The 23,825-nt window shown below is 34.7% G+C and carries 24 protein-coding genes and 2 tRNA genes; 20 read left to right on the top strand and 6 right to left on the bottom strand.

The window, feature by feature from the left end; all coding sequences use genetic code 11:
• Positions 1-5: 5 nt before the first annotated feature.
• From C1Y58_RS25050 to C1Y58_RS25025, 6 genes are all read left to right on the top strand, one after another.
• Positions 6-1,457, top strand: a complete 1,452-nt coding sequence (locus C1Y58_RS25050) for a methylaspartate mutase subunit E (protein ID WP_105619902.1) — start codon at positions 6-8, stop codon at positions 1,455-1,457.
• 124 nt (positions 1,458-1,581) lie between these two features.
• Positions 1,582-2,826 (top strand): methylaspartate ammonia-lyase, encoded by a 1,245-nt coding sequence (locus tag C1Y58_RS25045; RefSeq protein ID WP_105619901.1) that lies wholly within the window; start codon positions 1,582-1,584, stop codon positions 2,824-2,826.
• 12 nt (positions 2,827-2,838) lie between these two features.
• The gene (locus C1Y58_RS25040; RefSeq protein ID WP_105619900.1) at positions 2,839-4,206 is read left to right on the top strand and encodes an acyclic terpene utilization AtuA family protein; all 1,368 of its coding nucleotides are present in this window, start codon (positions 2,839-2,841) and stop codon (positions 4,204-4,206) included.
• The gene (locus tag C1Y58_RS25035; protein WP_170311693.1) at positions 4,206-4,523 is read left to right on the top strand and encodes a DUF4387 domain-containing protein; all 318 of its coding nucleotides are present in this window, start codon (positions 4,206-4,208) and stop codon (positions 4,521-4,523) included. The genes C1Y58_RS25040 and C1Y58_RS25035 overlap by 1 nt, the downstream gene beginning before the upstream one ends.
• A gap of 278 nt (positions 4,524-4,801) precedes the next feature.
• Positions 4,802-5,731 carry an alanine-tRNA synthetase second additional domain-containing protein gene (locus C1Y58_RS25030; protein WP_105619898.1) on the top strand — a complete coding sequence of 310 codons (930 nt, stop codon included), beginning with the start codon at positions 4,802-4,804 and terminating at the stop codon, positions 5,729-5,731.
• Positions 5,732-6,104: 373 nt separating this feature from the next.
• Entirely contained in the window at positions 6,105-7,187 is a 1,083-nt protein-coding gene (locus C1Y58_RS25025; RefSeq protein ID WP_105619897.1) for an HD-GYP domain-containing protein, read from the top strand.
• Positions 7,188-7,226: 39 nt separating this feature from the next.
• On the opposite strand, the gene C1Y58_RS25020 is transcribed toward C1Y58_RS25025, so the two are convergent.
• The 4 genes from C1Y58_RS25020 to C1Y58_RS25005 all read right to left on the bottom strand — a co-directional run bounded on the left by C1Y58_RS25020 (position 7,227) and on the right by C1Y58_RS25005 (position 10,166).
• Positions 7,227-8,300 (bottom strand): ATPase, encoded by a 1,074-nt coding sequence (locus C1Y58_RS25020; protein WP_105619896.1) that lies wholly within the window; start codon positions 8,298-8,300, stop codon positions 7,227-7,229.
• A 90-nt stretch (positions 8,301-8,390) separates the two neighbouring features.
• The gene (locus C1Y58_RS25015; RefSeq protein ID WP_105619895.1) at positions 8,391-9,080 is read right to left on the bottom strand and encodes a Crp/Fnr family transcriptional regulator; all 690 of its coding nucleotides are present in this window, start codon (positions 9,078-9,080) and stop codon (positions 8,391-8,393) included.
• Positions 9,081-9,208: 128 nt separating this feature from the next.
• Positions 9,209-9,709, bottom strand: a complete 501-nt coding sequence (locus C1Y58_RS25010; RefSeq protein WP_105619894.1) for a rubrerythrin — start codon at positions 9,707-9,709, stop codon at positions 9,209-9,211.
• Positions 9,710-9,779: 70 nt separating this feature from the next.
• On the bottom strand, positions 9,780-10,166 hold the full coding sequence (locus C1Y58_RS25005; RefSeq protein WP_105619893.1) for a hypothetical protein: 387 nt from the start codon (positions 10,164-10,166) through the stop codon (positions 9,780-9,782).
• Between the two features lie 354 nt (positions 10,167-10,520).
• Here C1Y58_RS25005 and C1Y58_RS25000 point away from each other — a divergent pair, with 354 nt between their 5' ends.
• Positions 10,521-11,228, top strand: a complete 708-nt coding sequence (locus C1Y58_RS25000; RefSeq protein ID WP_105619892.1) for a hypothetical protein — start codon at positions 10,521-10,523, stop codon at positions 11,226-11,228.
• Between the two features lie 65 nt (positions 11,229-11,293).
• On the opposite strand, the gene C1Y58_RS24995 is transcribed toward C1Y58_RS25000, so the two are convergent.
• Positions 11,294-11,899 carry a hypothetical protein gene (locus C1Y58_RS24995; protein WP_105619891.1) on the bottom strand — a complete coding sequence of 202 codons (606 nt, stop codon included), beginning with the start codon at positions 11,897-11,899 and terminating at the stop codon, positions 11,294-11,296.
• Between the two features lie 409 nt (positions 11,900-12,308).
• Between C1Y58_RS24995 and C1Y58_RS24990 the strand changes: the two genes are divergently transcribed.
• The 9 genes from C1Y58_RS24990 to C1Y58_RS24950 all read left to right on the top strand — a co-directional run bounded on the left by C1Y58_RS24990 (position 12,309) and on the right by C1Y58_RS24950 (position 20,436).
• Entirely contained in the window at positions 12,309-13,469 is a 1,161-nt protein-coding gene (locus tag C1Y58_RS24990) for a 5-(carboxyamino)imidazole ribonucleotide synthase (protein ID WP_242985472.1), read from the top strand.
• Positions 13,466-13,981, top strand: a complete 516-nt coding sequence (gene purE / locus C1Y58_RS24985; protein WP_105619890.1) for a 5-(carboxyamino)imidazole ribonucleotide mutase — start codon at positions 13,466-13,468, stop codon at positions 13,979-13,981. The genes C1Y58_RS24990 and purE overlap by 4 nt, the downstream gene beginning before the upstream one ends.
• Positions 13,982-13,992: 11 nt before the next feature.
• Complete coding sequence (gene purC / locus C1Y58_RS24980) at positions 13,993-14,718, top strand: phosphoribosylaminoimidazolesuccinocarboxamide synthase (RefSeq protein ID WP_105619889.1); 726 nt, start codon at positions 13,993-13,995, stop codon at positions 14,716-14,718.
• Complete coding sequence (gene purF, locus C1Y58_RS24975) at positions 14,715-16,121, top strand: amidophosphoribosyltransferase (protein ID WP_105619888.1); 1,407 nt, start codon at positions 14,715-14,717, stop codon at positions 16,119-16,121. Before purC ends, purF begins: the two co-directional genes overlap by 4 nt.
• Positions 16,121-17,149 (top strand): phosphoribosylformylglycinamidine cyclo-ligase, encoded by a 1,029-nt coding sequence (purM, locus tag C1Y58_RS24970; protein ID WP_105619887.1) that lies wholly within the window; start codon positions 16,121-16,123, stop codon positions 17,147-17,149. The genes purF and purM overlap by 1 nt, the downstream gene beginning before the upstream one ends.
• Positions 17,143-17,763 carry a phosphoribosylglycinamide formyltransferase gene (purN, locus tag C1Y58_RS24965; RefSeq protein ID WP_105619886.1) on the top strand — a complete coding sequence of 207 codons (621 nt, stop codon included), beginning with the start codon at positions 17,143-17,145 and terminating at the stop codon, positions 17,761-17,763. Before purM ends, purN begins: the two co-directional genes overlap by 7 nt.
• A gap of 22 nt (positions 17,764-17,785) precedes the next feature.
• Entirely contained in the window at positions 17,786-19,045 is a 1,260-nt protein-coding gene (gene purD / locus C1Y58_RS24960) for a phosphoribosylamine--glycine ligase (RefSeq protein WP_105619885.1), read from the top strand.
• A 180-nt stretch (positions 19,046-19,225) separates the two neighbouring features.
• Positions 19,226-19,774 (top strand): RNA 2',3'-cyclic phosphodiesterase, encoded by a 549-nt coding sequence (gene thpR / locus C1Y58_RS24955; RefSeq protein ID WP_105619884.1) that lies wholly within the window; start codon positions 19,226-19,228, stop codon positions 19,772-19,774.
• Between the two features lie 5 nt (positions 19,775-19,779).
• Positions 19,780-20,436: a TlpA family protein disulfide reductase gene (locus C1Y58_RS24950; RefSeq protein ID WP_105619883.1), complete on the top strand. Its 657-nt coding sequence runs from the start codon at positions 19,780-19,782 to the stop codon at positions 20,434-20,436.
• Positions 20,437-20,482: 46 nt separating this feature from the next.
• Here the strand turns inward: C1Y58_RS24950 and C1Y58_RS24945 are convergent, their stop codons facing one another.
• Positions 20,483-20,989: a ferritin gene (locus tag C1Y58_RS24945; RefSeq protein WP_105619882.1), complete on the bottom strand. Its 507-nt coding sequence runs from the start codon at positions 20,987-20,989 to the stop codon at positions 20,483-20,485.
• 251 nt (positions 20,990-21,240) lie between these two features.
• On the opposite strand from C1Y58_RS24945, the gene C1Y58_RS24940 reads away from it, so the two are divergent.
• From C1Y58_RS24940 to C1Y58_RS24925, 4 genes are all read left to right on the top strand, one after another.
• The gene (locus C1Y58_RS24940; protein WP_105619881.1) at positions 21,241-22,299 is read left to right on the top strand and encodes a PIN/TRAM domain-containing protein; all 1,059 of its coding nucleotides are present in this window, start codon (positions 21,241-21,243) and stop codon (positions 22,297-22,299) included.
• 195 nt (positions 22,300-22,494) lie between these two features.
• On the top strand, positions 22,495-23,181 hold the full coding sequence (gene ispD / locus C1Y58_RS24935; protein ID WP_105619880.1) for a 2-C-methyl-D-erythritol 4-phosphate cytidylyltransferase: 687 nt from the start codon (positions 22,495-22,497) through the stop codon (positions 23,179-23,181).
• 203 nt (positions 23,182-23,384) lie between these two features.
• Positions 23,385-23,473 (top strand) — tRNA-Ser (locus tag C1Y58_RS24930).
• Positions 23,474-23,527: 54 nt separating this feature from the next.
• A tRNA-Ser gene (locus C1Y58_RS24925) sits at positions 23,528-23,619 on the top strand.
• Positions 23,620-23,825: the final 206 nt, after the last annotated feature.

The raw sequence follows: 23,825 nt of genomic DNA, 5'->3' as shown, positions 1-23,825 counted from the left end.
TAATCATGGATTTGAAAAATAAGAAATTAGATAGTAATGAATTCAATCGGATTAGAGAAGAAATTTTAGGTCATTGGGAAACTGGTAAAGATGTTAATTTAGAAGAAGCTTTTAAATATCATGAGACAATTCCAAAACATAAAGTATTTACACACAAATTAAATGAAGCAAAAGAAAATGGCGAGACATTAATTCAACCTCGTGCAGGTGTAGCATTACCTGATAAGCATATCGAACTATTAAACTATCTTCAAGATGAAGGTGAAGCAGATCTTTTACCTACAACTGTAGACAGTTATACTCGTCAGAATCGTTACAATGATGCACAAAAAGGTATCGAAGAAAGTAAGAAATTAAAGCGTTCTTTATTAAATGGCTTTCCTATAGTTAACTATGGTGTTGATATTTGTAGAGAAGTTAATGAATCTGTTAATTTACCAGTTCAAGTTAGACATGGTACACCTGATGCTAGACTTCTAACAGAAATCTCAATGGCTGCTGGTTACACGTCTTATGAAGGTGGAGGTATATCTTATAATATACCTTATGCTAAGAACGTGTCATTAGAAAAGACAATCAGAGATTGGCAGTATTGTGACCGTCTCGTAGGTATGTATGAAGAAGCAGGTATCCCAATTAATAGAGAACCATTTGGACCATTAACAGGTACACTTGTACCACCATGTATCTCCAATACAGTTGCAGTTATTGAAGCTTTATTAGCTGCTGAACAAGGATGTAAGAATGTAACAGTTGGTTATGGACAATGTGGTAACCTTACTCAAGATGTTGCTGCTATACATGCACTTGAAGAGTCAACTGAAGAATATTTAGCTCGATATGGTTATGATGATGTAACAGTTACGACAGTATTCCATCAATGGATGGGAGGATTCCCACCAGATGAATCAAAAGCATTTGGAACCATATCATGGGGGGCAGCAGCAGCAGTATTATCAGGAGCAACAAAGGTTATAACAAAAACGTCTCATGAAGCTATGGGTATCCCTACTAAAGAGGCTAATGCTGCGGGTCTTAAATGCACAAAACAATTAATACACATGTTAAAAGATCAAATAATTGTTGGGAATAAAGATGTAGATGTAGAAAAAATGATCATCAAACGAGAAACAGATGCTATTATGGAAAAGTTATTTGAATTAGGTAATGGTGATATTGCAGTGGGTGCTGTTAGAGGTTTTGAAGCAGGCGCCATTGATATTCCTTTCTCACCAAGTCGCTTTAATCCAAATAAATTAATGCCTGCAAGAGATAATAACGGAGCAGTTCGTTTATTAAATACAGGTAACCTTCCATTTGACGATGAATTAATAGCTTTCCACACAGGAAAGATTGAGGAAAGAGCTAAATTTGAAAATCGTCCAGCATCCTTCCAAATGGTTATTGATGATATTTATGCTATATCTAAAGGGCGTCTAGTAGGCAGACCTCGATAAACAGATGTAATATACGGCTAAGTGTCTTCAAAGGAATCATGTATTGGAGCACTTAGCCTTAGGTATAATAAATGAATATACGAGTTTCGAAGCGTAGAGAGGCGCAGATAGAAAAGGTGATGAAATGAAAATTAAAAACGTCGTTATGTCAAAAGGTAGAACAGGATTCTTCTTTGATGATCAAAGAGCTATAAAAGCAGGAGCAACTCACGAAGGTGCTTTCTACGAGGGGGATCCTATTACAGAAGGTTTCACAGGTATTCGTCAAGCTGGTGAATCCATATCTGTTATGCTAATTCTTGAAGATGGTCAAATCGCTTACGGTGATTGTGCTGCTGTACAGTATTCAGGAGCTGGTGGAAGAGATCCTTTATTTTTAGCAGAAGTATTTATTGATAAATACGAAGAATTCCTTAAAGAAAAGTTAGTGGGCAGAGAACTAGACAGTTTCCGTACATTAGCTGAAGAAATGGATCGGACAGTTGACCATGAAGGTAAAAGACTTCATACAGCCTTACGCTATGGTATTAGTCAAGCGCTGTTAGACGCAGTAGCAAGAGCTAATAATATTCTTATGGTTGATGTAGTAGCAAAGGAATATAACACTGAAGTTTCAACTGAACCGATTTCTATATTCAGTCAGTCTGGAGATGATCGTTATAATAATGTAGATAAAATGATCATTAAAGAATCAGATGTTATGCCCCATGCTTTAATCAATCATGTTGAAGATAAATTAGGAGCTAAAGGTGAAAAACTATTAGAATACGTTACATGGATGCGTGAGCGTATCATGAAATGGCGTAGCCGCGAAGAATATGCACCAATCTTCCATATTGATGTATACGGAACACTAGGATTAGCATTTGACAACGACTATAAGGCTATTGTTGATTATTTAGAGACATTAGAAAAAGCTGCATCACCTTTAACATTAAGAATAGAGGGACCAGTGGATACAGGTACAAGAGAAGGTACATTAGAAGCTATGCGTATCCTAACAGAGATGGTTAACGAAAGAGGAATGTCTGTTGAATTAGTAGCAGATGAATGGTGTAATACCTTTGAAGATATTGTTTTATTTGCAGAAAATAACGCAGGTCATATGTTGCAGATAAAGACACCGGATCTAGGAGGTATTAATAATACAATTGAAGCAGTACTCTATTGTAAAGAGAAAGGCGTTGGAGCATATCAAGGTGGTACATGTAATGAAACAGATAGATCTGCTAGAGTTTGTGTCCATGCTGCCATGGCAACAAGACCTGATCAAATTTTAGCAAAGCCAGGTATGGGTGTTGATGAAGGCTACATGATCGTTTATAATGAAATGCAAAGAATCCTTGCATTAAAAAAAGCAGGTTTATAGGAGGTTGTACTGATGAGTAGAGAACTAAGAATATTAGCTCCAACAGCTATTTTAGGATACGGTTTTCCAGAAGAATCATTCTTGAAAGCAATAGAGAAAAAACCACACGTTATATCTGTGGATGCAGGTTCAACTGATCCTGGTCCTTATTATTTAGGTGTGGGTAAGTCGTTTACTGATCGTCAAGCAGTAAAAAGAGATTTAGAGTTGATGATACAATACGGGTTAGAATTAAAAATACCTGTCATCGTAGGTACATCTGGTGGTAGTGGTGCAAAGTCTCATTTGAAGTGGACAGAGGACATTATACTTGAGATAGCGAAGGAAAAAGGATTTACCTTTAAGATGGCAGTTATTCCAGCAGATATAGAAAAGAGTTACTTAAAAGAAGCACTTGCAAAGGATAAGATCATTGATATGTATGACAGTATTCCTTTAAGTAATGAAGAAATAGATGCATCCACCAATGTAGTAGCTCAAATGGGTATTGAACCTATTGTAAAAGGAATTGAAGGTGGAGCAGATGTGATTATTACTGGTAGAGCCTATGATCCAACAGTTTTTGCTGCATTACCAATCAAGGAAGGCTATAATCCAGGATTAGCATTCCACTTGGGTAAAATTTTAGAGTGTGCTTGTATTGCCTCTGAACCAGGTAGTGGTAGTGACTGTATGATGGGCTATTTACATGACGATGACTTTGAAATTGAACCTTTATCAGATGAAAGAAAGTGTACGACATTATCAGTATCTGCTCATACACTCTATGAAAAAACAGATCCATATCGTTTGCCTGGACCAGGTGGATTACTGGATTTAACACATACAAAATTTGAGCAAGTGACCGATAGACGTGTTCGCGTTAGCGGTAGTGTATTCCATCCAAGTGAGCAATACACAGTTAAATTAGAAGGTGCGAAAAGTGTAGGTTATCGCACGGTATCTATTGCAGGTACAAGAGATGAGATTATGATTCGTCAGATTGATGATATCATTGAGGCAGTAAAGGCTCGTACAAAAGATAACTTTAGAAATAAAGAAATGAATTATAAAATTAATTTTATTATTTATGGTAAAAATGGTGTTATGGGTAATTGGGAAGTTATCAAAGAACCTGCTCATGAATTAGGTATCATTATTGATGTGGTAGGTGACACATCAGAGACAGCTAATACCATTTGTAGTTTTGTTCGTTCTTCTATGTTACATTATGGTTATAACGGTAGAATTTCAACAGCTGGGAACTTAGCATTTCCATTCTCACCATCTGATTTCAGTTGTGGAGAAGTCTACAACTTTAATATGTATCATTTACTTAAGATTGATGATCCAACAGCATTATTCCCAGTAAAAATGGTGACAGTAGGAGGGGAGCAATAATGAAAATTACACTAATGGAAGCAGCTAAGGTTATACGAAGCAAAAATGCTGGACCATTTACCTTAACCTTTGATATTCTATTTAAAGATGAAAACTATTATAATACTTTTAAGGAAAAACAGTTATTGACGAAAGAAATCATGGCTGAAGCTTATAAATGTGATGTAGATGTTATTGAGGAAATCATTTATTTTGATCCTTCTAAAGCTATGAAGATTAACATTCATAGACCTATAGCATCAGGTGATGTTGGAGAGAGAGATGTTTACGGGGCTCAACAACATGTACCATTAACAAAGTTAGAGTTTGAGATATAAAATAGAATCAATTTCGTATCTAAAACCTTTTGTATGGGGTAGTCAAACATCGTAGGGTCAAGTATGTAAGGGATCTATTACGCTGGCAAGAAAGACGTCCGTGTCTTAGACAGCCAGGCTCGTCCTCCATGGCTCGCTACTCCATAGAACCCTTACATACTTTCTGTATAGTATTGATATAGTTATTACAGTTAAGAGTTTATTTGGGTAGTAAGAAAATCAATCTAAAGAGATTGATCGGAGTATACGAAATTGAGTAATTTAGAGGAGAGTATAAGATGCCAGTATCACTCGTACATGAATCGTTGATGTATTCAGCTTATTTTGCACCACGTGGTGTTAAGCGTTTACTAAATTTAGGCCATAATATTGCCCAAAGGTATTTGACGCCACTCGATAAATTGATTGGGGTCATTGGAGAAGCTGGTTCAGGAAAGTCTATGTTAATTAAGGGGATGTTTCCAGGACTTGAGTTGACAAATGATGATGACGGTATCAACGTAAGACCGTTACCATTATTAGAAAACTTAGATGAAGACTATAAGTTTGGAAGTCATACTTATCATTTAGATATACGATTTGAAATGGCATTTACTCAAGTTTTTGAATTAGCAGAAGCAATAAGAAAAGCCCTAGAGAATGGAAAAAGAGTCATCGTCGAGCACTTCGAACTGATCTATCCATATTTAGGCATAAATGCAGAGATGTTAATAGGAATCGGGGAAGAAATAATTATTGCACGACCAACTATCTTTGGACCTTTACCAGATGATATAGGATCAATCGTGCATAAATCCATTAAATATAGAAAAATGGCTCACTCAGCCGAAGAAATTACGTGTAATATGTTAAAAGAAAGTTATAATTTATCTCCACACAGTAATATCCATGGAGACGTAAAGCACGGATTTGTTTTAGGTTTTGATCATGAGCCAAATATAAACATAGGTGAGTTAGAGCAGAAGATACATGAGTTGTACATTAATAAAGCAGTAGATATTAGTTATGTTGATGATCAGCATATAGCTTTAGGGGATGAAGTTATTTTTTGTACTGGACCTCGTATACACGTCCAGAATACAAAAGATATTAAAAACTTCCATTTAATAAAGGAATTCCGCTATGAGCCTTTAGAAAAAACATATAATTTGATAGGTCTGGTTGGATGTGCAGATCCAATCGACATCAATGATATCAATAAACTTTAATTCGAATTATTGTTAATTTGGGTTTAAGGTAATTTTAAGAATGATCAGAAGCTTACCACGATCATTCTTTTTTTATAGTGTAGGAAAGTCCGCATTTTGCTCGCAAGGAATCGTACTTTCCTATCTCCAGTTTAAACAAGTAGGACGATAGAATTATTGGGGATATTCTCGGCTATAAAAATAATGCTGTATGAGAATGCTGAAAATAGTCATCAAATGTATGCATACGGATAATTTTTCGGAGTTTTTGATTGAAATAAGTCAAGTTATTTATTATAATACATATAGTGCTTTCTGTAAATACAATAACTTATTTTCTGATAATGCAGTATTGGAAAGAGTTATTATACTGTAATCTAAGGAGTATGTTTATATGAGATATGTACCAGTGTCATGTCTTCGTGAAGGTATGAATGTAGCTAAAAATTTATATGACAAGAATGGACAACTGTTAATAAAGTGGGGAACTGTGTTAAAAGATGTTTATATAATTCGTATAAAAGAGTTAGGTTATCAAGGGGTCTATATTGATGATGATATCAGTAAAGATCTGATAATTGAAAGTGCTATAAGTGATCAACTGCGTATCAAGGCAGTTCAATCCATAAAAGAAGGCTTCACGCAAAAAAGTATTTATGTGAAAGATGAAAGCTCATGTTTTCAGATGCATAATATTTTAGATGTTGTTGAAGAAATCGTTAATGAGATTTTGACCAGTAATGTTTCTATGATTAATTTGATAGATTTAAAATCCTTTGATGAATATACTTATTTTCATTCAGTGAATGTATGCATACTAGCTATTATGGTAGGCTTAGGGTTAGGATATGATCGACATCGACTAACCAAACTTGGCCTAGGAGCTATTCTTCATGATATTGGTAAAGTTTTTATTGATAAGGAAGTACTCAATAAAAATGGAAAATTAACAGATGAAGAATTTACAATCATGAAGAATCATCCAATGTTAGGATATAATTATTTAAAGAATATATATAATATTTTGCCTACAGTTTATCGTTGTGTTTTAGACCATCATGAGCGGTATGATGGAAGTGGGTACCCCTATCAACTTATAGGCGATAATATTTCAGAATTTGGACGAGTTGTTTGTATCTGCGATGTTTATGATGCTTTAGTTTCAAACCGACCATATCGTAAGGCTATTTTGCCTAGCGAAGCAATTGAGTACATAATGGGTAATTCAGGATCTATTTTTGATCCTAGTCTTGTTGAATTATTTATTCGGAAGGTAGCACCGTATCCAGTAGGAAGCTTAGTGAAGTTGTGTAATGGTTATCAGGCTATTGTAATAGATAATTATGAAGAATGTTGTCTTCGCCCAAAGATACGTGTCATTTACAATGAATCTGGCGAGATGATGAATGAGGAATGGGATCTATCTAGAGATCAGCGTTTTACCAATATCACCATTGTAGAGACTATGAAGCTGTAGAAAAATATAAGAATTAAGGAGAATGCCTAGGCATTCTCCTTAATTCTTATATTCTAAAATCCGACTGACAACTTCTACTAATTTAGGTTGCTGCGCTTCAAAGTCCATGTTAGGTACATAATATTTTTCTAATGAATCATGTTCTGCTTTTGCCATCCTGATATTTTTCATAGCAGTTTCTAGTAAATTAATATGATTATAGAGACTCTCATCCAGTTCATATTTAATAGCTCCAAAACGATTCATATCCAAATGATCCTCTAGGTTAATTACCTTATGATATGAGAAACCTTCAATACGTTGTGTGGTCATACCAACGCCTAAACCATGGATAATGATTGTTTCAAGTTTATCTGGTATAAGTGGTGTATGGTAATAAGTCACATCATAACCATATGAACTAGCTAAGTCTGCAATCTGTTTAAGGAAGGTTGTTTTACCTGTTCCAGCTGATCCAGTTACATGATAAACCCGGTCCAATCCACCTACAAGACTGTCTGTATAATGGATATGTCCATTTGGTGTGTATGCACTGCCAAATAAATGACGCCTAAAACCATTCTTATAGAAATGAGGACCAGTCAGTAATTCATTGATCAATTCATGTAGTAAAGCTGTTACACCATCAAATTCCATGCATGAAGTATATTTGGCAGCTATATCATCTGCTATGAGCTTAGCAGCCTCTAAGTACTTATAAGCTCTAGCAAATAAACGAGAAACTTCATGTGTGGAGCGAATAATATAAGGTTTGTTAGCTTCCATGGATGCTCTATTCCAAAAAGTACCTAGATCAACTAACTCATCAACTGCTCCAGGGTATTTGGGATCCACGATATGGGGAGCTGTTCCGTCAACAAGAGCAACTCCAAGCTCTGGAGCAGTTACACCATCAAGTGAATTATTATCAGAAGAACAATGATGATGCTCAATATCATAACCTTCAGCCAAAAGAGCATCTCCTACTTTTTTCATAAAAGTTGATTTACCAACACCAGGACCACCTTTTAAAACAAAAATACGATTAGGGTCACGAGGTGGTAGAAAGTTATAGTAAGAATAAAATCCTTTCGAGGTATTTCCACCAGGAAAGACATGTTTAATCGTTGCCATTAAAGCACCTCACAAATCAGATTACTCTATATTTTATTAGCTACGATTGTACATTATGAGGAAAAAGTGCGGCAACTTAAAAAATTACAGTTAAAACAAGCAATCCTCTAGGCCTTGGACATCGATTATCTTAATAGCTTTCGACTCATAATCAATAAGCCCTTCATCTTTTAATTTGATAAATTCTCTAGACAAAGAAGGTCGAGGGATTCCAAGCTGTTCTGACATATCTTTACGGGAAACCGGTAATGTGAACATAGCTTTTTTTTGATTCTTTTTATATTCTTGTAAAAGATAAAAAGCAACTTTTTGGCGAATGGTCTGGTAGGAAAGGAAGGTGATCTTCTTGTTTAACATCAATATGCGATTGGATAATAAGTTAAGCATGTTGCTCATAAAGTGTTTATTGATATGGCAAAGATCCTCTAAATGTTTTTTATCAATGAAAAGAACATGACTTTGATCGATAGATATTACATTAGCAGGGTAACGATTCATATCAGAGGAGACGATTACTTCACCAAAAATATTCCCCTTTTCTAGGCGAGCAAGGGTAACAACTTTACCATTAGTATAGATCTTTTTAATTTCAACAATTCCTTTGAGAACAATACCTATATGATTACAAGGTGATAATTCTGAAGCAATAACTTGATTTTTGGCATAGTGTTTGATATAGTAATCAGATTTATCTAAAAGACCCCCTATTTCTTCTTTGGACATACCTTTAAAAAGTTTATGCTTATTATATAATAAATTAGTAATATTATCGTTAGACATAACGCCACCTCTTCTTGAGTATAATTATCATTTAACTATTATTATACGCTAATTTTCATGACAAGACAATATATACAGGATAATAAGAAAATATTCCAAAAAAGAACAGACTAATAAGCCTGTTCTTTTTACACGACACCATATTTATTAATCAAATAAGTCAAATCTTCTAAATGTCTTTTTTCATCATTGATTATGGTCAGGTAGGCATGTTTAATATCCAGAGGTTTTACAGCATTCATGTTATATTCATATAAGATTACAGCTTCCAATTCGCCCTTTGAGTCCAAGCGTAACTTGTTTAATTCAAGAACAACTTCAGTGTTATCAAAGTTATATTGGCGCCGATTAAGTAATCGGTCCATAGTATAATCTTGTTTAACAGCTTCGTAAGCCTTCATCTGCGCAGAATCATATTTTCTAAGCAAATCAAAATACATGTTATAGTGTCTTATTTCGTCTTCGAGAATTGTTTCAAGTACTTCTTGAATATCTTTAAAATTGCCGCTAGTCAAGATATGTTTTACGTATTTATTGATAGCAACGATCTCAGAAACCATGGACTCGCGTATTTTATTGGTATAATAGACAGACACGCCTTGAGGTTGACCCATTGTTGTATAACTCAAAAAATCCCCCCTAGAAATAGATAATCTATTCAATATATATGCCCTAGGAGGGTGAATCATGTTAGAAGAGTTATAAAATCTGTATATTATAAGCAGAATGAGAATGGAGAATAGATTCAATAAGCTGAATCTTGTCATCACTGCCTTTGGCACAGAAGACGACCTCTTCATTATCATTATTATTATCATTTTGATTATACTCATTACCTAATAAGCCACCACCGAAAAGTGGGAATATTCCTGGGAAAAATGGAAGAATTGCTGTATTAGAATAGTTCATAGCAAATAGGGGGAGGATAAAAAAATCATAGTCATCTACTCCGGGAGTTTCCCCATGAGCTTCCTCGTTTTCGTAATCAATATCAATATTACGGGTAATTAATCCTTTTTCTTTCAATTCTTTAGCCGCTAAATCAGCCATGTCTATTGAGTTAAAATGTGCAATAATCGTTTTCATTATAATCGCTCCTCATGCCAGGTATTAACAATAAGCCAACTTCTATTGAGATAAGACTCATTAAATATCTGATATTAGTAAAATTGCTTATATTCTATAATATCCATAAATTACATGCATTCTATTCAGCCAATATTAGGGATATGTTAATTCCATTTGTTTACTAATGCAAAAGGATATGGTATTCCTATATACTAAAACTAGTTAGCGATTAAGGTATGATTTTGACAATATTCATAGATTGTTAACATTCTATGTATTGAAAAAATTGAAGAAATGGTGTAATTTATATGAGAAAGAATAAGATAGATTTTATGCATCACAAGTTTTACATACTATATAGGGGTGATATATTTGCTTAAATATGAAAAAGATATGGAAAAAGAAAAATTTAATGATATGGATACACGAAGTAAGATACAACATATTGGAGAATATTATAAATGGCATATCATAGGTACGATTATTGGGGGGTTAATCCTCTTTAGTCTACTTAATTTATATATCTTTAATCCTCCAGCCACACCATCTGCTCAAATTGTTGTAGCTGGGGCTTATGTGGACCAAGAAGCAACCACAGCTTATGAATTAGAGTTAAGAGAAGCATTACCACAAATGGTTACAGAAGAAGAAGAGATTATGGTGCTGCCTATGTTTTTCGGTAGCGGACCATCAGATCCATCTTTCATGGCGGCTACTCAAAAGTTAATGGCCATGACAGCAGCCAATGAAATAGATATTCTAATTGGTGATGAAGAGAACATGAAGAGGTATGCTGAAAGAGGATATTTTGCTGATTTAGATGAACTAATGGGACAAAGTTTTGTTGAAACTTATAGTGATCAATTAGTTGAGGTTGATGTTATCATTGATGAAGAATACGATGAAAACGGTATGCCTTATGCAACAGAAGTGGAAAACCAAGCCTCATTAATTATGGTAAATGATAGTGAAAACTTAAGAAGTCTGTTACCTGCTTCACAAGAAGTGTATATCGGTATTTTAGTTAATTCAAAAAGAATGGATAATACTTTAGAAATTTTTGATTATATCATTCAGTAAATAAAGTAAGCCCATGAAATGAAAGTAATGATCTTTCAGTTCATGGGCTTAAATTTTCTAGATGATTAAGGTGCGATGACTGCTAGAATTTCATCAAAGCTAGCACCTTTTGCTAGTTGATAAGTACCAGAGCGGATACTGTAATCCTTTTTGACAAGTATGCTATGTTCGTTAAAGGCTTTATAATCTTCAATGATTCCATGCTCATAGAGAATGATTCCAACACCGTTGGATGTATACCCAGATGGAATGACAACATTGATGATTTTAACATCGTTGGCTAATTCATCAACAGGTTTATCTTCCTTACCAGAGTCACTTTCATCAACATCTTTTTCTACAGAATGATTTTCTTCAACAACATCACTTGTTATCTCTTTTTCGCCTTTTTTAGTGTCATTTTCCATAGTATTTTGCCTTTCAATATCTCTTTCAACATCATCTTTAGCTGTTTCTGCCGCTTTATCAGCGGTATCTGTCTCTGTATTTTTTGCAATAGATGTACCGTCCTTATCAGCTTCAGTAGTTTCTTCTACAATTTGGGTCATATTAGATTCATCTACAGTAGAAGGGGTGGAAGGCCATGTGAAGTATACAAAGATAAAAAATAATGCTGAAGTAACAATAATGCCAGTACCTAACCCTTTGAAATAGTCTTTTTTATTAGTCATGTATTCAACTCCCTGGATTATAGGATTATCTTTAATTACAGAATGATTCTATGAAATAATTTTTTTACATCATAGATTATATCGGTATAAGAGACGATATTTTTAAGTGGTATTTTATGGTATAGAAAAGTTCGCGATTTGCTCACAAGGTACCGTACTTTCCTATTCCAGTTTTAACGTGTTGGCAGCCATTTTATACTGTATATTAATTACCTAGCGAATTAGTGACAACCTAGAAGAGAGCATAAATAAAAAAAGAAACCCGAAATATATTTTGAGTTTTGTAAAAAATGTTCGAATTTAATATTGACATTCTATAGGTTTAGATATAGAATTAGTGTATTATTTAACTTATTGTATAAAAGCTTCAAATAATTCTTAAAAAATATGAATGTTCGAGGTGTGAGCCGTGAAACCTTGTTTGACGAAACAGAGATTAGGTATAATTGGTGGTGGACAATTAGGTAAAATGATGATTCTTGATGCTAAGAAACTAGGTATAAAGGTAACCATATTGGATCCTGTTATGAATTGTCCTGCCCACAGCATAGCTGATGAACATATTGTTAAATCCTTTGACGACGAAGAGGCCGTCAAGGTCTTAGTTGAAACTTGTGATGTTGTTACATATGAATTCGAACATATAGCCGTTGACCAACTTATGCTATTGGAGCAAAAAGGCTATCCTATTTATCCAGCACCTTCTATTTTAAAAACCATTCAGGATAAGTATGTCCAAAAGAGTTTTTTATCCAAAAAGGGATTTCCTATATCCCAGTTCTATTCCATAGATAATATTAATTCAATATATGAAGTAGCCAAAAAAGTGGGCTACCCACTTATGTTAAAAGCTTGTACCGGAGGTTATGACGGTAAAGGAAATGCATTGATTAAAGATGAAGACCATGTGTTAGAAGCTTACAAGCAATTAGGTAGTGGTCAAATTCAGTTATACGCTGAAGAGTTTGTTGCATTTGAGAAAGAAATATCCGTTATAGTTTGTAGAAGTCGAAATGATGAAAGTACTGTTTTCCCAATTTGTGAGAATTATCATCAAGACAATATTCTTCACGAAACTATCGTACCGGCCGGCATCTCCGAGGCGATTGAAAAAGAAGCTTCAAAGATAGCTAAGGCTGTCATAAAAGCTTTTGATGGTATTGGTATTTTTTGCATAGAGATGTTTCTAACGAAGGGTAATCAAATCCTTATCAATGAAATTGCACCAAGACCACATAATTCAGGTCATTTTTCCATAGAAGGCTGTTATACCAGTCAATTTGAACAACTTGTAAGGGCAGTACTAGGATTGCCACTAGGGGACGTTTCTTTAATAGAACCAACAGTCATGGTTAATTTAATAGGTGAAGAAGAAGGCGAAGCCTGTTATGAGGGACTAGATCAAGTACTTAGGATGCCTAAAGTTAATGTCCATATTTATGGTAAGGAAGAAGTGAAGGCTGGTCGTAAGATGGGTCATATTACAGCCTTAGGAAACACCAAGGAAGAAGCAAGACGTAAAGCTAGACAGGCGAAAAAACAATTACGAATATTTGGAGGTAGAACATGAGTCCACAAGTTGGAATAATTATGGGAAGTGATTCTGATTTACCCGTAATGAAGGAAAGTGCAGAAATATTAGAGCAATTAGGTATTGCATATGAGTTAACTGTTGTATCAGCTCATCGAACTCCAGAAAAGCTATTTCAGTATGGTAAAGCGGCTCATGATAGAGGTTTGAAAGTTATTATTGCAGGAGCTGGTGGTGCCGCACATTTACCCGGAATGATTGCTTCATTGACACCACTACCTGTTATAGGTGTTCCAGTAAAAAGTCGCAGTATGAGTGGACTAGATTCCTTATATTCTATCGTTCAAATGCCACCAGGAGTACCTGTTGCAACAGTAGCTATTAATGGATCGAAGAATGCTGGCATTCTAGCAGCACAAATCATTGGGGCAAGTGATCCAGATATTCTTAATAAAGTAGAAAGTTATAAGAATAGCTTAAAAGATATGGTTGAAAAGAAAGCAAAGCGATTAGAAGATATAGGTTATGAAGACTATCTAAATAAGATGTAGGAGGAATCACATTGAAGAAATCCGATTTGTTATATGAAGGTAAAGCAAAAAAAGTATTTAAAACCAATGAAGAAGGTTATTTAATTGTTTCCTATAAAGATGATGCAACAGCTTTTAACGGTGTTAAGAAAGGTAGTATTAGGAACAAAGGGGCTATCAATAATAAGATGAGTAATTTCCTCATGAAGATTTTAGCTAAAAGTGATATTGAAACCCATTATGTTGAGGAACTTAATGACCGTGAAACAGTAGTTAAAGAGTGTGAGATTATACCCTTAGAAGTGATTGTTAGAAATGTGGCAGCAGGCAGCTTAAGTAAGCGATTAGGTTTAGCGGAAGGTGTTCGACTCTCAATGCCAGTCATTGAATACTGCTATAAAGATGATGAATTAGGCGATCCTATGGTCAATCGTTATCATATACAAGCCATGAACATTGCGACTATTGAGGAATTAGAGCTTATTGAATACTTAGCATTTAAAATTAATGATAATCTTCAACAGGTTTTTAATCGAATAGATATCGAATTGATTGATTTTAAAATTGAGTTTGGAAAATTAAAGAATGGTAACGTTATTCTAGCTGACGAGATATCACCTGATACATGTCGTTTTTGGGATAAACATACCCGAATGAAATTGGATAAAGATCGCTTTAGAAGAGATCTTGGTCAAGTAGAAGAAGCCTATGAAGAAGTATATGGTAGACTGCTAAAATATCAGGAGGAATTAGCATGATCCCTTTTATGGATGATAAATTAAAAGAAGAATGTGGTGTATTTGGTGTTTATAATAATGATGATTTTAATACAGCAGAGTTAGCTTACTATGGCTTATATGCACTACAGCACCGTGGACAAGAGAGTGCAGGAATAGCTGTTAACGATCATGGAACGATTATCTATCATAAAGAGATGGGGATGGTATCTGAAATTTTTGATCCAATTGTATTAAACCATCTTAAAGGAAGTGTTGCTGTTGCCCATGTTCGTTATTCAACAGCTGGTGATAGTTTAAGAGAAAATGCGCAGCCTTTAGTCTTAAAATATACAAAGGGGCATATGGCATTAGCTCATAACGGTAACTTAACTAATGCTATCACTATTAGAAAAGAACTTGAGGAACAAGGGACTCTTTTCCAGACTACAACAGATTCAGAGGTCATTGCTGCCCTACTAGCACGTAAGAGGATTAAATACGATGGTTTAGAGCAAGCGCTTCAAGAAGTAATGGGCATTATAAAAGGAGCTTATGCTTTACTTGTTATGACACCTCATAAATTAATTGCTGCCAGGGATCCGTTAGGAATGCGCCCTCTTTGTATTGGTAAGAAAGAAAATTCTTATGTCGTAGCCTCAGAATCAACAGCATTTGATGCGATTGGTGCAGAGTTAGTTAGGGATGTAGAACCTGGTGAAATCATTGTAATCGATGAGAAAGGACTTAAGAGCATTCATACTCAAAAGAAGTGTCAATCCTCTCTTTGTCTCTTTGAATATATCTATTTTGCAAGACCCGATAGTGTTATGGATGGGAAAGAAATTTACAGTTCAAGATTCATGGCTGGTCGTGTTTTAGCTAAAGAATATCCTGTTGAAGCTGATATTGTAATTGGTGTCCCTGACTCCGGATTAGCAGCAGCTAGAGGCTTTGCTTTTGAATCAGGAATTCCTTATGGTGAAGGGTTTATCAAGAATCGTTATGTGGGAAGAACATTTATTCAACCTAGTCAAGAGATGCGTGAACAAGGAGTTCATCTTAAATTAAATCCTCTAAGGAGTAGTGTTAATGGTAAAAGAGTGGTAATGATAGATGATTCTATCGTTAGAGGAACCACATCAGGTAAAATCGTTCAACTTTTGAAAAAAGCTGGTGCTACAGAAGTACACTTGAGAATTAGTTCTCCACCAGTAAAATACCCTTGCTACTTTGGTATTGATACCCCAGAACGTAAAAACTTAATAGCTAGTAGCCATACCATAGAAGAGATATGTGAGTTAATCGGTGCTGATAGTCTAGGGTTCATTAGCAAAGAAGGAATTCTAGATAAGCCTATCAAAGGAGCAAATTGTGGATTTTGTACGGCTTGTTTTGATGGTGAATATCCTATACAATTGGTTGATCTAGAGGAGGACAAATAATGGCTTTAGATTATAAACAGGCAGGCGTTGATGTAGAAGCAGGTTATAAAGCAGTTGAATTGATGAAGAAACATGTTGGACGAACAATGAGAGAAGAAGTAGTAACAGGTCTAGGGGGATTTAGCGGTTTATTTTCATTAGGTAACTTTAAACATATGGAAGATCCAATCCTGGTATCCGGAACTGATGGCGTGGGAACAAAGTTAAAATTAGCCTTTGAACTAGACCAACACGACACTATTGGAATAGACGCTGTAGCTATGTGTGTCAATGACATTATATGCTGTGGAGCAGAACCCCTCTTCTTCCTAGATTATATTGCTTGTGGGAAAAATCATCCTGAAAAAATAGCAGATATCGTGAAAGGGATTGCTGATGGTTGTGTTCAAGCAGGGTCAGCTCTCATAGGCGGAGAGACCGCAGAAATGCCAGGATTCTATCCGGAGAACGAGTATGATTTAGCAGGGTTTGCAGTAGGTATTGTTGACAAGGCTAAGCTCATCGATGGAAGGAATATGAAAGATGGAGATCTTATTATCGGTTTGTCTTCATCAGGTATTCACAGTAATGGTTATTCACTAGTTCGTAAAATAATAGATGTTAATGAATTACAATTAGATAGAAATTATGAACCTCTAACGAAGACATTAGGCGATGAGCTGATAACGCCTACAAAGATATATGTTAAGGCTTGTGAAACCCTTAAGAAGGATGTAGATATAAAAGCTATTAGTCACATAACGGGTGGTGGCTTCTATGAGAACATTCCACGAATGATGCAAAAAGGTTTTACTGCCAAAATACAGAAGGGGAGTTGGCAGATTCCAGAAATCTTTAATTTCCTCCAAAAAAAAGGAGACGTATCAGAAGAGGCTATGTACAATACTTTTAATATGGGGATTGGAATGGCAATAATCATTAACAAAGAGGATGCTGAGAAGGCTATAGAAGTATTAAAAACAATAGATGACGAAGCTGTAATCATTGGTGAAGTAGTCACTGGGGATGAGGGGATCATCTTATGTTAAGAATAGGTGTTTTAGTTTCTGGTGGAGGGACTAATTTACAAGCATTGATGGATTATATGGAGCTTCATCAAGTTAAAGCTGAAATTGTGACTGTGGTTAGTAATCGAAAAAATGCCTATGCGTTGGCAAGAGCAGAAGTTAAGAGCATACCCACTCAGGTTATATCGCCTAGAGATTTTAGTGAATCCTATGCATTTAATGAAGCCCTGATGAATCACTTTAATCAGTATAAGGTTAATCTTGTTGTGATGGCAGGTTATCTTGTAGTCATTGGAGATCCTTTTGTTTCCGCATACAAGAATAAAATTATCAATATACATCCATCTTTAATTCCTGCATTCTGTGGTGATGGGTATTACGGTTTAAAAGTTCATGAGGCAGCATTAAAAAAGGGTGTTAAATTAACAGGTGCTACAGTTCATTTTGTTGATGAAGGTACAGATACTGGACCCATTATTATGCAAAAGGCTGTTGAAGTCAGAAACTCTGATACACCTAAAAGCATTCAAGAACGTGTTATGACAGAGGCTGAATGGGTGATACTACCTAAAGTAGTAGAGAAAATAGCAAATAATAAAATAAGAGTAGAAGATAATCAAGTTATAGTTGATTAGTCCCAGAGAGGAGTGAAATATATTGAAAGTACTCATTGTTGGAGGCGGCGGAAGAGAGCATGCCATTGTATGGAAAATAGCTCAAAGTTCAAAAGTACATAAAATTTACTGCGCACCTGGTAATGCTGGAACTGATGGGTTAGCAGAGAATGTGCCAATCCCTGCTACAGATATAGAAGCACTTTTAGAATTTGTGAAATCTAAAAAAATCGATATGACCATTGTTGGTATGGATGACCCACTTATGTTAGGTATTGTAGATCGTTTTGAAGAAGAAAACTGCCCTATTTTTGGTCCTCATAAAGCGGCTGCATTAATAGAAGGAAGTAAAGTTTTTGCGAAAGATTTTATGCAGAAATATAATATTCCAACGGCTGCGTATAAAGTTTTTCAACAGTATGATGAGGCAATTGCATATCTTGGTGATATTAACTACCCTATAGTTGTTAAAGCAGACGGATTGGCACTAGGGAAAGGAGTACTAATTTGTAATACTTATCAAGAAGCTGAAGAGGCTTTAAAAAGCATCATGATTGAAAAGAAATTTGGTACAGCTGGAAGTCGTGTTGTTATTGAAGAATTCATGGTGGGTCATGAGGTATCTGTTTTAGCTTTCTGTGATGGGAATACATTGGTGCCCATGGTTAGTGCTCAAGATCATAAAAGAGCTTATGATGGTGATAAAGGCTTAAATACTGGAGGGATGGGGACGTTTTCACCTTCTCGTTATTACTCGAAAGATATAGCTGAACAATGTATGAATAAGATTTTTTTACCTACTATTAGAGGGATGAAAGAAGAAGGTAGACCCTTTAAAGGAATATTATTTTTCGGATTAATGTTAACCAAGGATGGACCTAAATTACTAGAATATAATGCTCGCTTTGGTGATCCAGAAGCTCAAGTGGTACTACCAAGATTAAAAACACCGCTAGTGGACATTATTCAAGCATGTATTGATGGTGAATTAATGAAAGTGAATGTAGAGTGGTATGATGATGCCGCAGTTTGCATCGTTTGTGCATCGGGAGGCTATCCAGTTAATTATGAAAAAGGATACAAAATTTCTGGATTAAATAAATTTCATAATAATAAGGAAGTCATTGTATTTCATGCTGGTACAACAAGTGATGGAGGGCAAGTTGTCACAAATGGTGGTCGAGTTCTTGGTGTTACAGCTATTGGTGCTAATCTTGATGCAGCTATTAATAAGTCTTATAATGCTGTTAAAGAAATTTATTTTGAACACATGCATTATCGTAATGATATAGGAAGAAAGTAATATTTCATATAAAGAATCTCTATATGCTTTTGACACTATAAGTGTTTATTGATATAATTAAGAGGTAGCGCTTGCTACCTTTTTTTTGATGTGAATATCACTATATAGGAATAAAATAATATAAGAACGGTAATCAGTTTCATTAAGTTGCAATCATCTCAAATGTAAGGATGTGTTAAGATGAGAGTCTTTTTTGCTATTGAACTGGAAGAGCATATGAAAGAACAACTTAGTAAGATTCAAAAAGAAGTCAAAGGAGTAGCAAAAGGAGGAAACTATACGCTACGACCTAATTTTCATATAACCCTAGAATTTATTGGAGAAGTAGGTGAAGATGAATTAATTCTTCTTCAGGAGGTGTTGAGTGAATTAAGATGTCAAAGGCATGTATTTACTTTAAAAACAACTGGTATAGGATCATTCAAAAGAGGTGATGAACATCTTGTTTGGCTTGGTTTAGAGAAACACACGAAATTAAAGATACTAGTCGAGGATTTAAAGAAGAGTCTTAAAACAAGAGGATTTAAAGTTGAAACAAGACCCTTTAAAGCCCATATTACATTAGGAAGAAGAATTAAGATTAAAGAAGAAGAATTAAGGAGTTTAGGTAAGCATAAAATAGACTTAGATGTTAGTAAAATCAGTTTAATGGAAAGTAAACGTGTTAATGAAACGTTAATTTATGAACCAAAGGCTTTTATAACTTTAGAACCTAACATAAGGAGGTAGTAACAATGAAGAAAATTTTATTGGTTTTAGTAGTAGTTATGGGTATTAGTCTGGTAGGCTGTAATAGCTTAAGCGAAGAAGATAAGTTATTAAATCAAATAGAAGAAAAAGAGACTGTTGAAAACGAAGATACAGAAAAAGAAGTAATAGAAGAAGAGGCTAATCAAGAAGAGAAGACTGAAGAAGTTAAGGAAGATAGCGCAGAAGATAACAGTGAAGAAGTTGGAGAGGCAGAGAAAGAACCTATTAAAGCAGTAGATTTTGAACTGCAGGATTTAGATGGGAATACAGTTAAACTATCTGATCAGGAAGGAAAAGTTGTATTCATTAATTTTTGGGCTACTTGGTGTGGGTATTGTGTTGAAGAGATGCCGGATATGCAGAAAATGTACGAAGAATATGAATTAACACGTGATGATTTTATTATTTTAGCAGTTAACGTGGCAGAAGATAAAGGGACTGTTGAATCCTTTATTGAAGAAAATGATTTTGGTTTCACAGTATTGTATGATACTGATGGTAAGGTGGCACAGCAATATTATGCAACCGGCTTACCAACAACGTGGATGATTGACCGTGAGGGCAATGTAATTGGTTATCAACCAGGGATGTTAAGAGAAGAAGACATGCGTGCAATAATTGAAACTACATTAGGTTTATAGAAGATAATAAAAAAGGGAGCCTTAAAAGCTCCCTTCAATACTATAGTTATTGTGCTGGTGGTGTAAATGTTCGAGTAGCTAACTCACTGTCTAATGTATAAAGAAGGTTATCATCGTTAGCTGCACGCTTAATTTTAGTTACTAATGTTTTAAATGTAGATTCTTCTTCAACTTGTTCATCAATGAACCATTTTAGGAAGCTGATAGTGGCATGCTCACGTTCTTCCATAGATAGGTCCATTAAATGATAAATACGAGCAGTTACACCACGCTCGTGTTGAAGAGCTACATTAAATACGTCAAGAATAGAAGAATATTCTCTAGTTGGATCTTCGATAGCCATCATCTTAATATCTCCATCCATATCATTGATGAAGTTAAAGAATTTCATGGCGTGGAATTTTTCTTCTTCAGCCTGAACAACAAAGAAATTACCAAAACCATCTAAGTCATTTGAAAAGCAATAGGCTGCCATGGATAAGTATAAATTTGAAGAATACATTTCAAATTTTATTTGTTCATTCAGTTCATTTATTAATTTTTCACTTAACATAAAAGAAACCTCCTATTAAATCTTCTTACATATAAAATAAAGACTTGCAAAAAGAGCAAGTTTAATCACCTAATTATATCTTGTGAAATAGTATATAGTAGAGAGATAATTCCAATTTTCGGTATTATACTAATATAATATCAGAAAGCATAAATAAAAGATAGAGAAAATTTAAAAAAGCACTTCAATTTTTAGTCAAAATCGTTTAAAATAGTAATATATTGCCTATAATTATGGGAGGAGGTGTAGAGATGAAAAGGTTTCTAAAGCTTATTATTACATTTATACTCACAATATTTGGGGTTTTGTCCTATGATCAGTACATAAAAGGACATGCTTTTTTAGAGAACTTTCAGCTTATAGAAAATTTTAATTCGTCTTCACCAACATTAATGTACGTTTCTATTTTTTTATTATTAGCTATTATCTCTTATTTATTAATTTCACCATTTCTGGTAAAACTTATTCTCAATCAACTGAATACATTTGAAGATAAATTTGATCAAATGTCATTTCAAGAAATGGTCGTTAGTACAGTAGGTATAATTTTGGGTCTTATTATAGCTAATCTAGTTTGTATTCCATTATTCAAGTTTGGCATAGTCGGAGCATTAGTCGTTCTGCTGATTAATATTGTTCTAGGCTATGGTGGATACAAAATCGCCATGAGAAAGAATGTAGAAATTAAATTGTTTGAAGAATGTGAACAGTCTAGCACTGCAAAACCTAAGATTCTTGATACCAGTGTTATTATTGATGGAAGAATATTGGACATCTTACGTACAGATTTTATTGAAGGTAAAATCATTATACCACAATTTGTATTAGCCGAACTAAGACATGTTGCTGATTCATCAGATTCACTTAAGCGTAATAGAGGTCGGCGTGGACTTGACATATTGAATGAGATTCAGAAGCAATTAAAAGTACCCGTTGAAATAATTGAAAAAGACTATAAGAACATAGCTGAAGTGGATAGTAAGATTCTGAAGTTAGCTGAAGAGATGAATGCCACTATTGTTACCAATGACTTTAATCTCAATAAAGTAGCTGATTTTAAAGGTGTTGTTGTTCTAAATATTAATGAATTATCAAATGCTGTTAAGCCTATAGTGTTACCAGGAGAAGATATGTCTGTTACAGTTATTAAAGATGGTAAAGAACATGAACAAGGTATAGGATACTTAAACGATGGAACGATGATTGTTGTTGAAGGTGGACGCAAAGCGATCGGACAAACCATTGATGTTTTAGTGACAAGTGTATTACAAACAGCTGCTGGGCGTATGATTTTTACTAAAATGAAATAATACTAATTAAGGCGACCATTGGTCGCCTTTTGTTGTTGCTGCTGCAACTAGATTCTTCTAATCAAATCTCCTCAGCTGATGTCTAATGGGAATATATTATAATTAGTAGCAATTGAAATATTGACAAGTATACGAGGGGATACTATAGTAGAATAGTAATTGGAAGAGTATAGAGTTGATAAGGAGATGAGAGGTATGAAATGTACAGTAATAATACCAGCTGCTGGGCAAGGTAGAAGAATGAACAGCGATAAGAAAAAGCAGTTCATAAACCTTAAAGGTAAACCTATACTTGTTTGGACCATAGAAAAATTTCAGCAACACGATGCCATAGATGAAATAATACTTGTTACTTCTTCAGATGAAATTGACTATTGCACGAAAGAAGTAGTTGATGCCTATGGGTTAACTAAAGTGAAACACATTATAGTGGGAGGAACAGAAAGACAAAGTTCTGTTTTCGAGGGATTATCCTTTGTTGATGAAGGAATAGTACTTATACATGATGGGGTTCGCCCTTTTATAACAACAGAAGTAATCGATAATGCTATACAACAAACAAAGAAGTTTGGCGCATGCGCAGTAGGGGTCCCTGTTAAGGATACTATTAAATATGTAGGGGAAGATGGTACGATTATTAATACACCACAAAGAAGTAAACTTTGGGCGGTACAAACGCCACAATGTTTTAGAATAGACCTAATTAAAAGTGCCCATCAAAAAGCATTAGAAGAAGGTTATCTAGGAACAGATGATACAGTTCTAGTTGAAAGGTATTTAAAAATACCCATAAAAATGATCAATGGAAGCTATAATAACATAAAAATAACAACGATTGAAGACATAGCTTTTGGTGAAAAAATAATAGAACATCAATCTTGAATTTACTTCTTGACACCAATATCTAAGTATGATATTATACTTTTTGTCCGAAAAAAAGATAACATTTTATCTTAAAACTAAGTTTGATATAACTACAAGTTTTAGGTTATACAATCACTTACTTACTGACATTAAGATAGTGGATATATAGCTTGACAAGATAATAAAGATATGGTATCTTATATTAGCAATTTAAAATTTGTGGAGAGGTGTCCGAGTGGTTTAAGGAGCTGGTCTTGAAAACCAGTGACTCCGAAAGGGGCCGTGGGTTCGAATCCCACCTTCTCCGCCATTAAAACACCTTTTGGGTGTTTTTGATTTTGAAAATGTAAGTAACGTGGGATATGGAGAAGTACCCAAGTGGCTGAAGGGGCTCCCCTGGAAAGGGAGTAGGTCGTTAATAGCGGCGCGAGGGTTCAAATCCCTCCTTCTCCGCCAAAAGAAATCAAAAAACGTCTTGACAAATCAAAAGAGATTTGATAGAATAGATTTCGCTGTTACTTAAGAACTTTGATAACTGAACAGTGTAACACATACCCAAGAAATAAACTTTGATTTCGTTAGAATTTAGTTCTAACACGGATATAAACAAGCCAGAACTTCTGGCAGGTTTAAACCTTATATTTAAATATGAGAGTTTGATC

Source organism: Vallitalea okinawensis (assembly GCF_002964605.1).
Lineage (GTDB): Bacteria > Bacillota > Clostridia > Lachnospirales > PQDH01 > Vallitalea_A > Vallitalea_A okinawensis.
Note: the sequence above shows the minus strand (reverse complement) of the source record. Positions and strands in the feature narration are given on the sequence as shown.

What these genes read in the sequence shown, in the direction of transcription:
- C1Y58_RS24940 (WP_105619881.1), top strand. Translation starts at nt 21,241, where the DNA reads ATGAAAAGGTTTCTAAAGCTTATTATTACATTTATACTCACAATATTT.
- purN (WP_105619886.1), top strand. Translation starts at nt 17,143, where the DNA reads ATGTTAAGAATAGGTGTTTTAGTTTCTGGTGGAGGGACTAATTTACAA.
- C1Y58_RS24945 (WP_105619882.1), bottom strand. Translation starts at nt 20,989, where the DNA reads ATGTTAAGTGAAAAATTAATAAATGAACTGAATGAACAAATAAAATTT.
- purE (WP_105619890.1), top strand. Translation starts at nt 13,466, where the DNA reads ATGAGTCCACAAGTTGGAATAATTATGGGAAGTGATTCTGATTTACCC.
- C1Y58_RS25040 (WP_105619900.1), top strand. Translation starts at nt 2,839, where the DNA reads ATGAGTAGAGAACTAAGAATATTAGCTCCAACAGCTATTTTAGGATAC.
- C1Y58_RS25050 (WP_105619902.1), top strand. Translation starts at nt 6, where the DNA reads ATGGATTTGAAAAATAAGAAATTAGATAGTAATGAATTCAATCGGATT.
- C1Y58_RS25035 (WP_170311693.1), top strand. Translation starts at nt 4,206, where the DNA reads ATGAAAATTACACTAATGGAAGCAGCTAAGGTTATACGAAGCAAAAAT.
- C1Y58_RS25045 (WP_105619901.1), top strand. Translation starts at nt 1,582, where the DNA reads ATGAAAATTAAAAACGTCGTTATGTCAAAAGGTAGAACAGGATTCTTC.
- purM (WP_105619887.1), top strand. Translation starts at nt 16,121, where the DNA reads ATGGCTTTAGATTATAAACAGGCAGGCGTTGATGTAGAAGCAGGTTAT.
- C1Y58_RS25015 (WP_105619895.1), bottom strand. Translation starts at nt 9,080, where the DNA reads ATGTCTAACGATAATATTACTAATTTATTATATAATAAGCATAAACTT.
- C1Y58_RS25030 (WP_105619898.1), top strand. Translation starts at nt 4,802, where the DNA reads ATGCCAGTATCACTCGTACATGAATCGTTGATGTATTCAGCTTATTTT.
- C1Y58_RS25025 (WP_105619897.1), top strand. Translation starts at nt 6,105, where the DNA reads ATGAGATATGTACCAGTGTCATGTCTTCGTGAAGGTATGAATGTAGCT.
- C1Y58_RS25020 (WP_105619896.1), bottom strand. Translation starts at nt 8,300, where the DNA reads ATGGCAACGATTAAACATGTCTTTCCTGGTGGAAATACCTCGAAAGGA.
- ispD (WP_105619880.1), top strand. Translation starts at nt 22,495, where the DNA reads ATGAAATGTACAGTAATAATACCAGCTGCTGGGCAAGGTAGAAGAATG.
- C1Y58_RS25005 (WP_105619893.1), bottom strand. Translation starts at nt 10,166, where the DNA reads ATGAAAACGATTATTGCACATTTTAACTCAATAGACATGGCTGATTTA.
- C1Y58_RS24995 (WP_105619891.1), bottom strand. Translation starts at nt 11,899, where the DNA reads ATGACTAATAAAAAAGACTATTTCAAAGGGTTAGGTACTGGCATTATT.
- purF (WP_105619888.1), top strand. Translation starts at nt 14,715, where the DNA reads ATGATCCCTTTTATGGATGATAAATTAAAAGAAGAATGTGGTGTATTT.
- C1Y58_RS24950 (WP_105619883.1), top strand. Translation starts at nt 19,780, where the DNA reads ATGAAGAAAATTTTATTGGTTTTAGTAGTAGTTATGGGTATTAGTCTG.
- thpR (WP_105619884.1), top strand. Translation starts at nt 19,226, where the DNA reads ATGAGAGTCTTTTTTGCTATTGAACTGGAAGAGCATATGAAAGAACAA.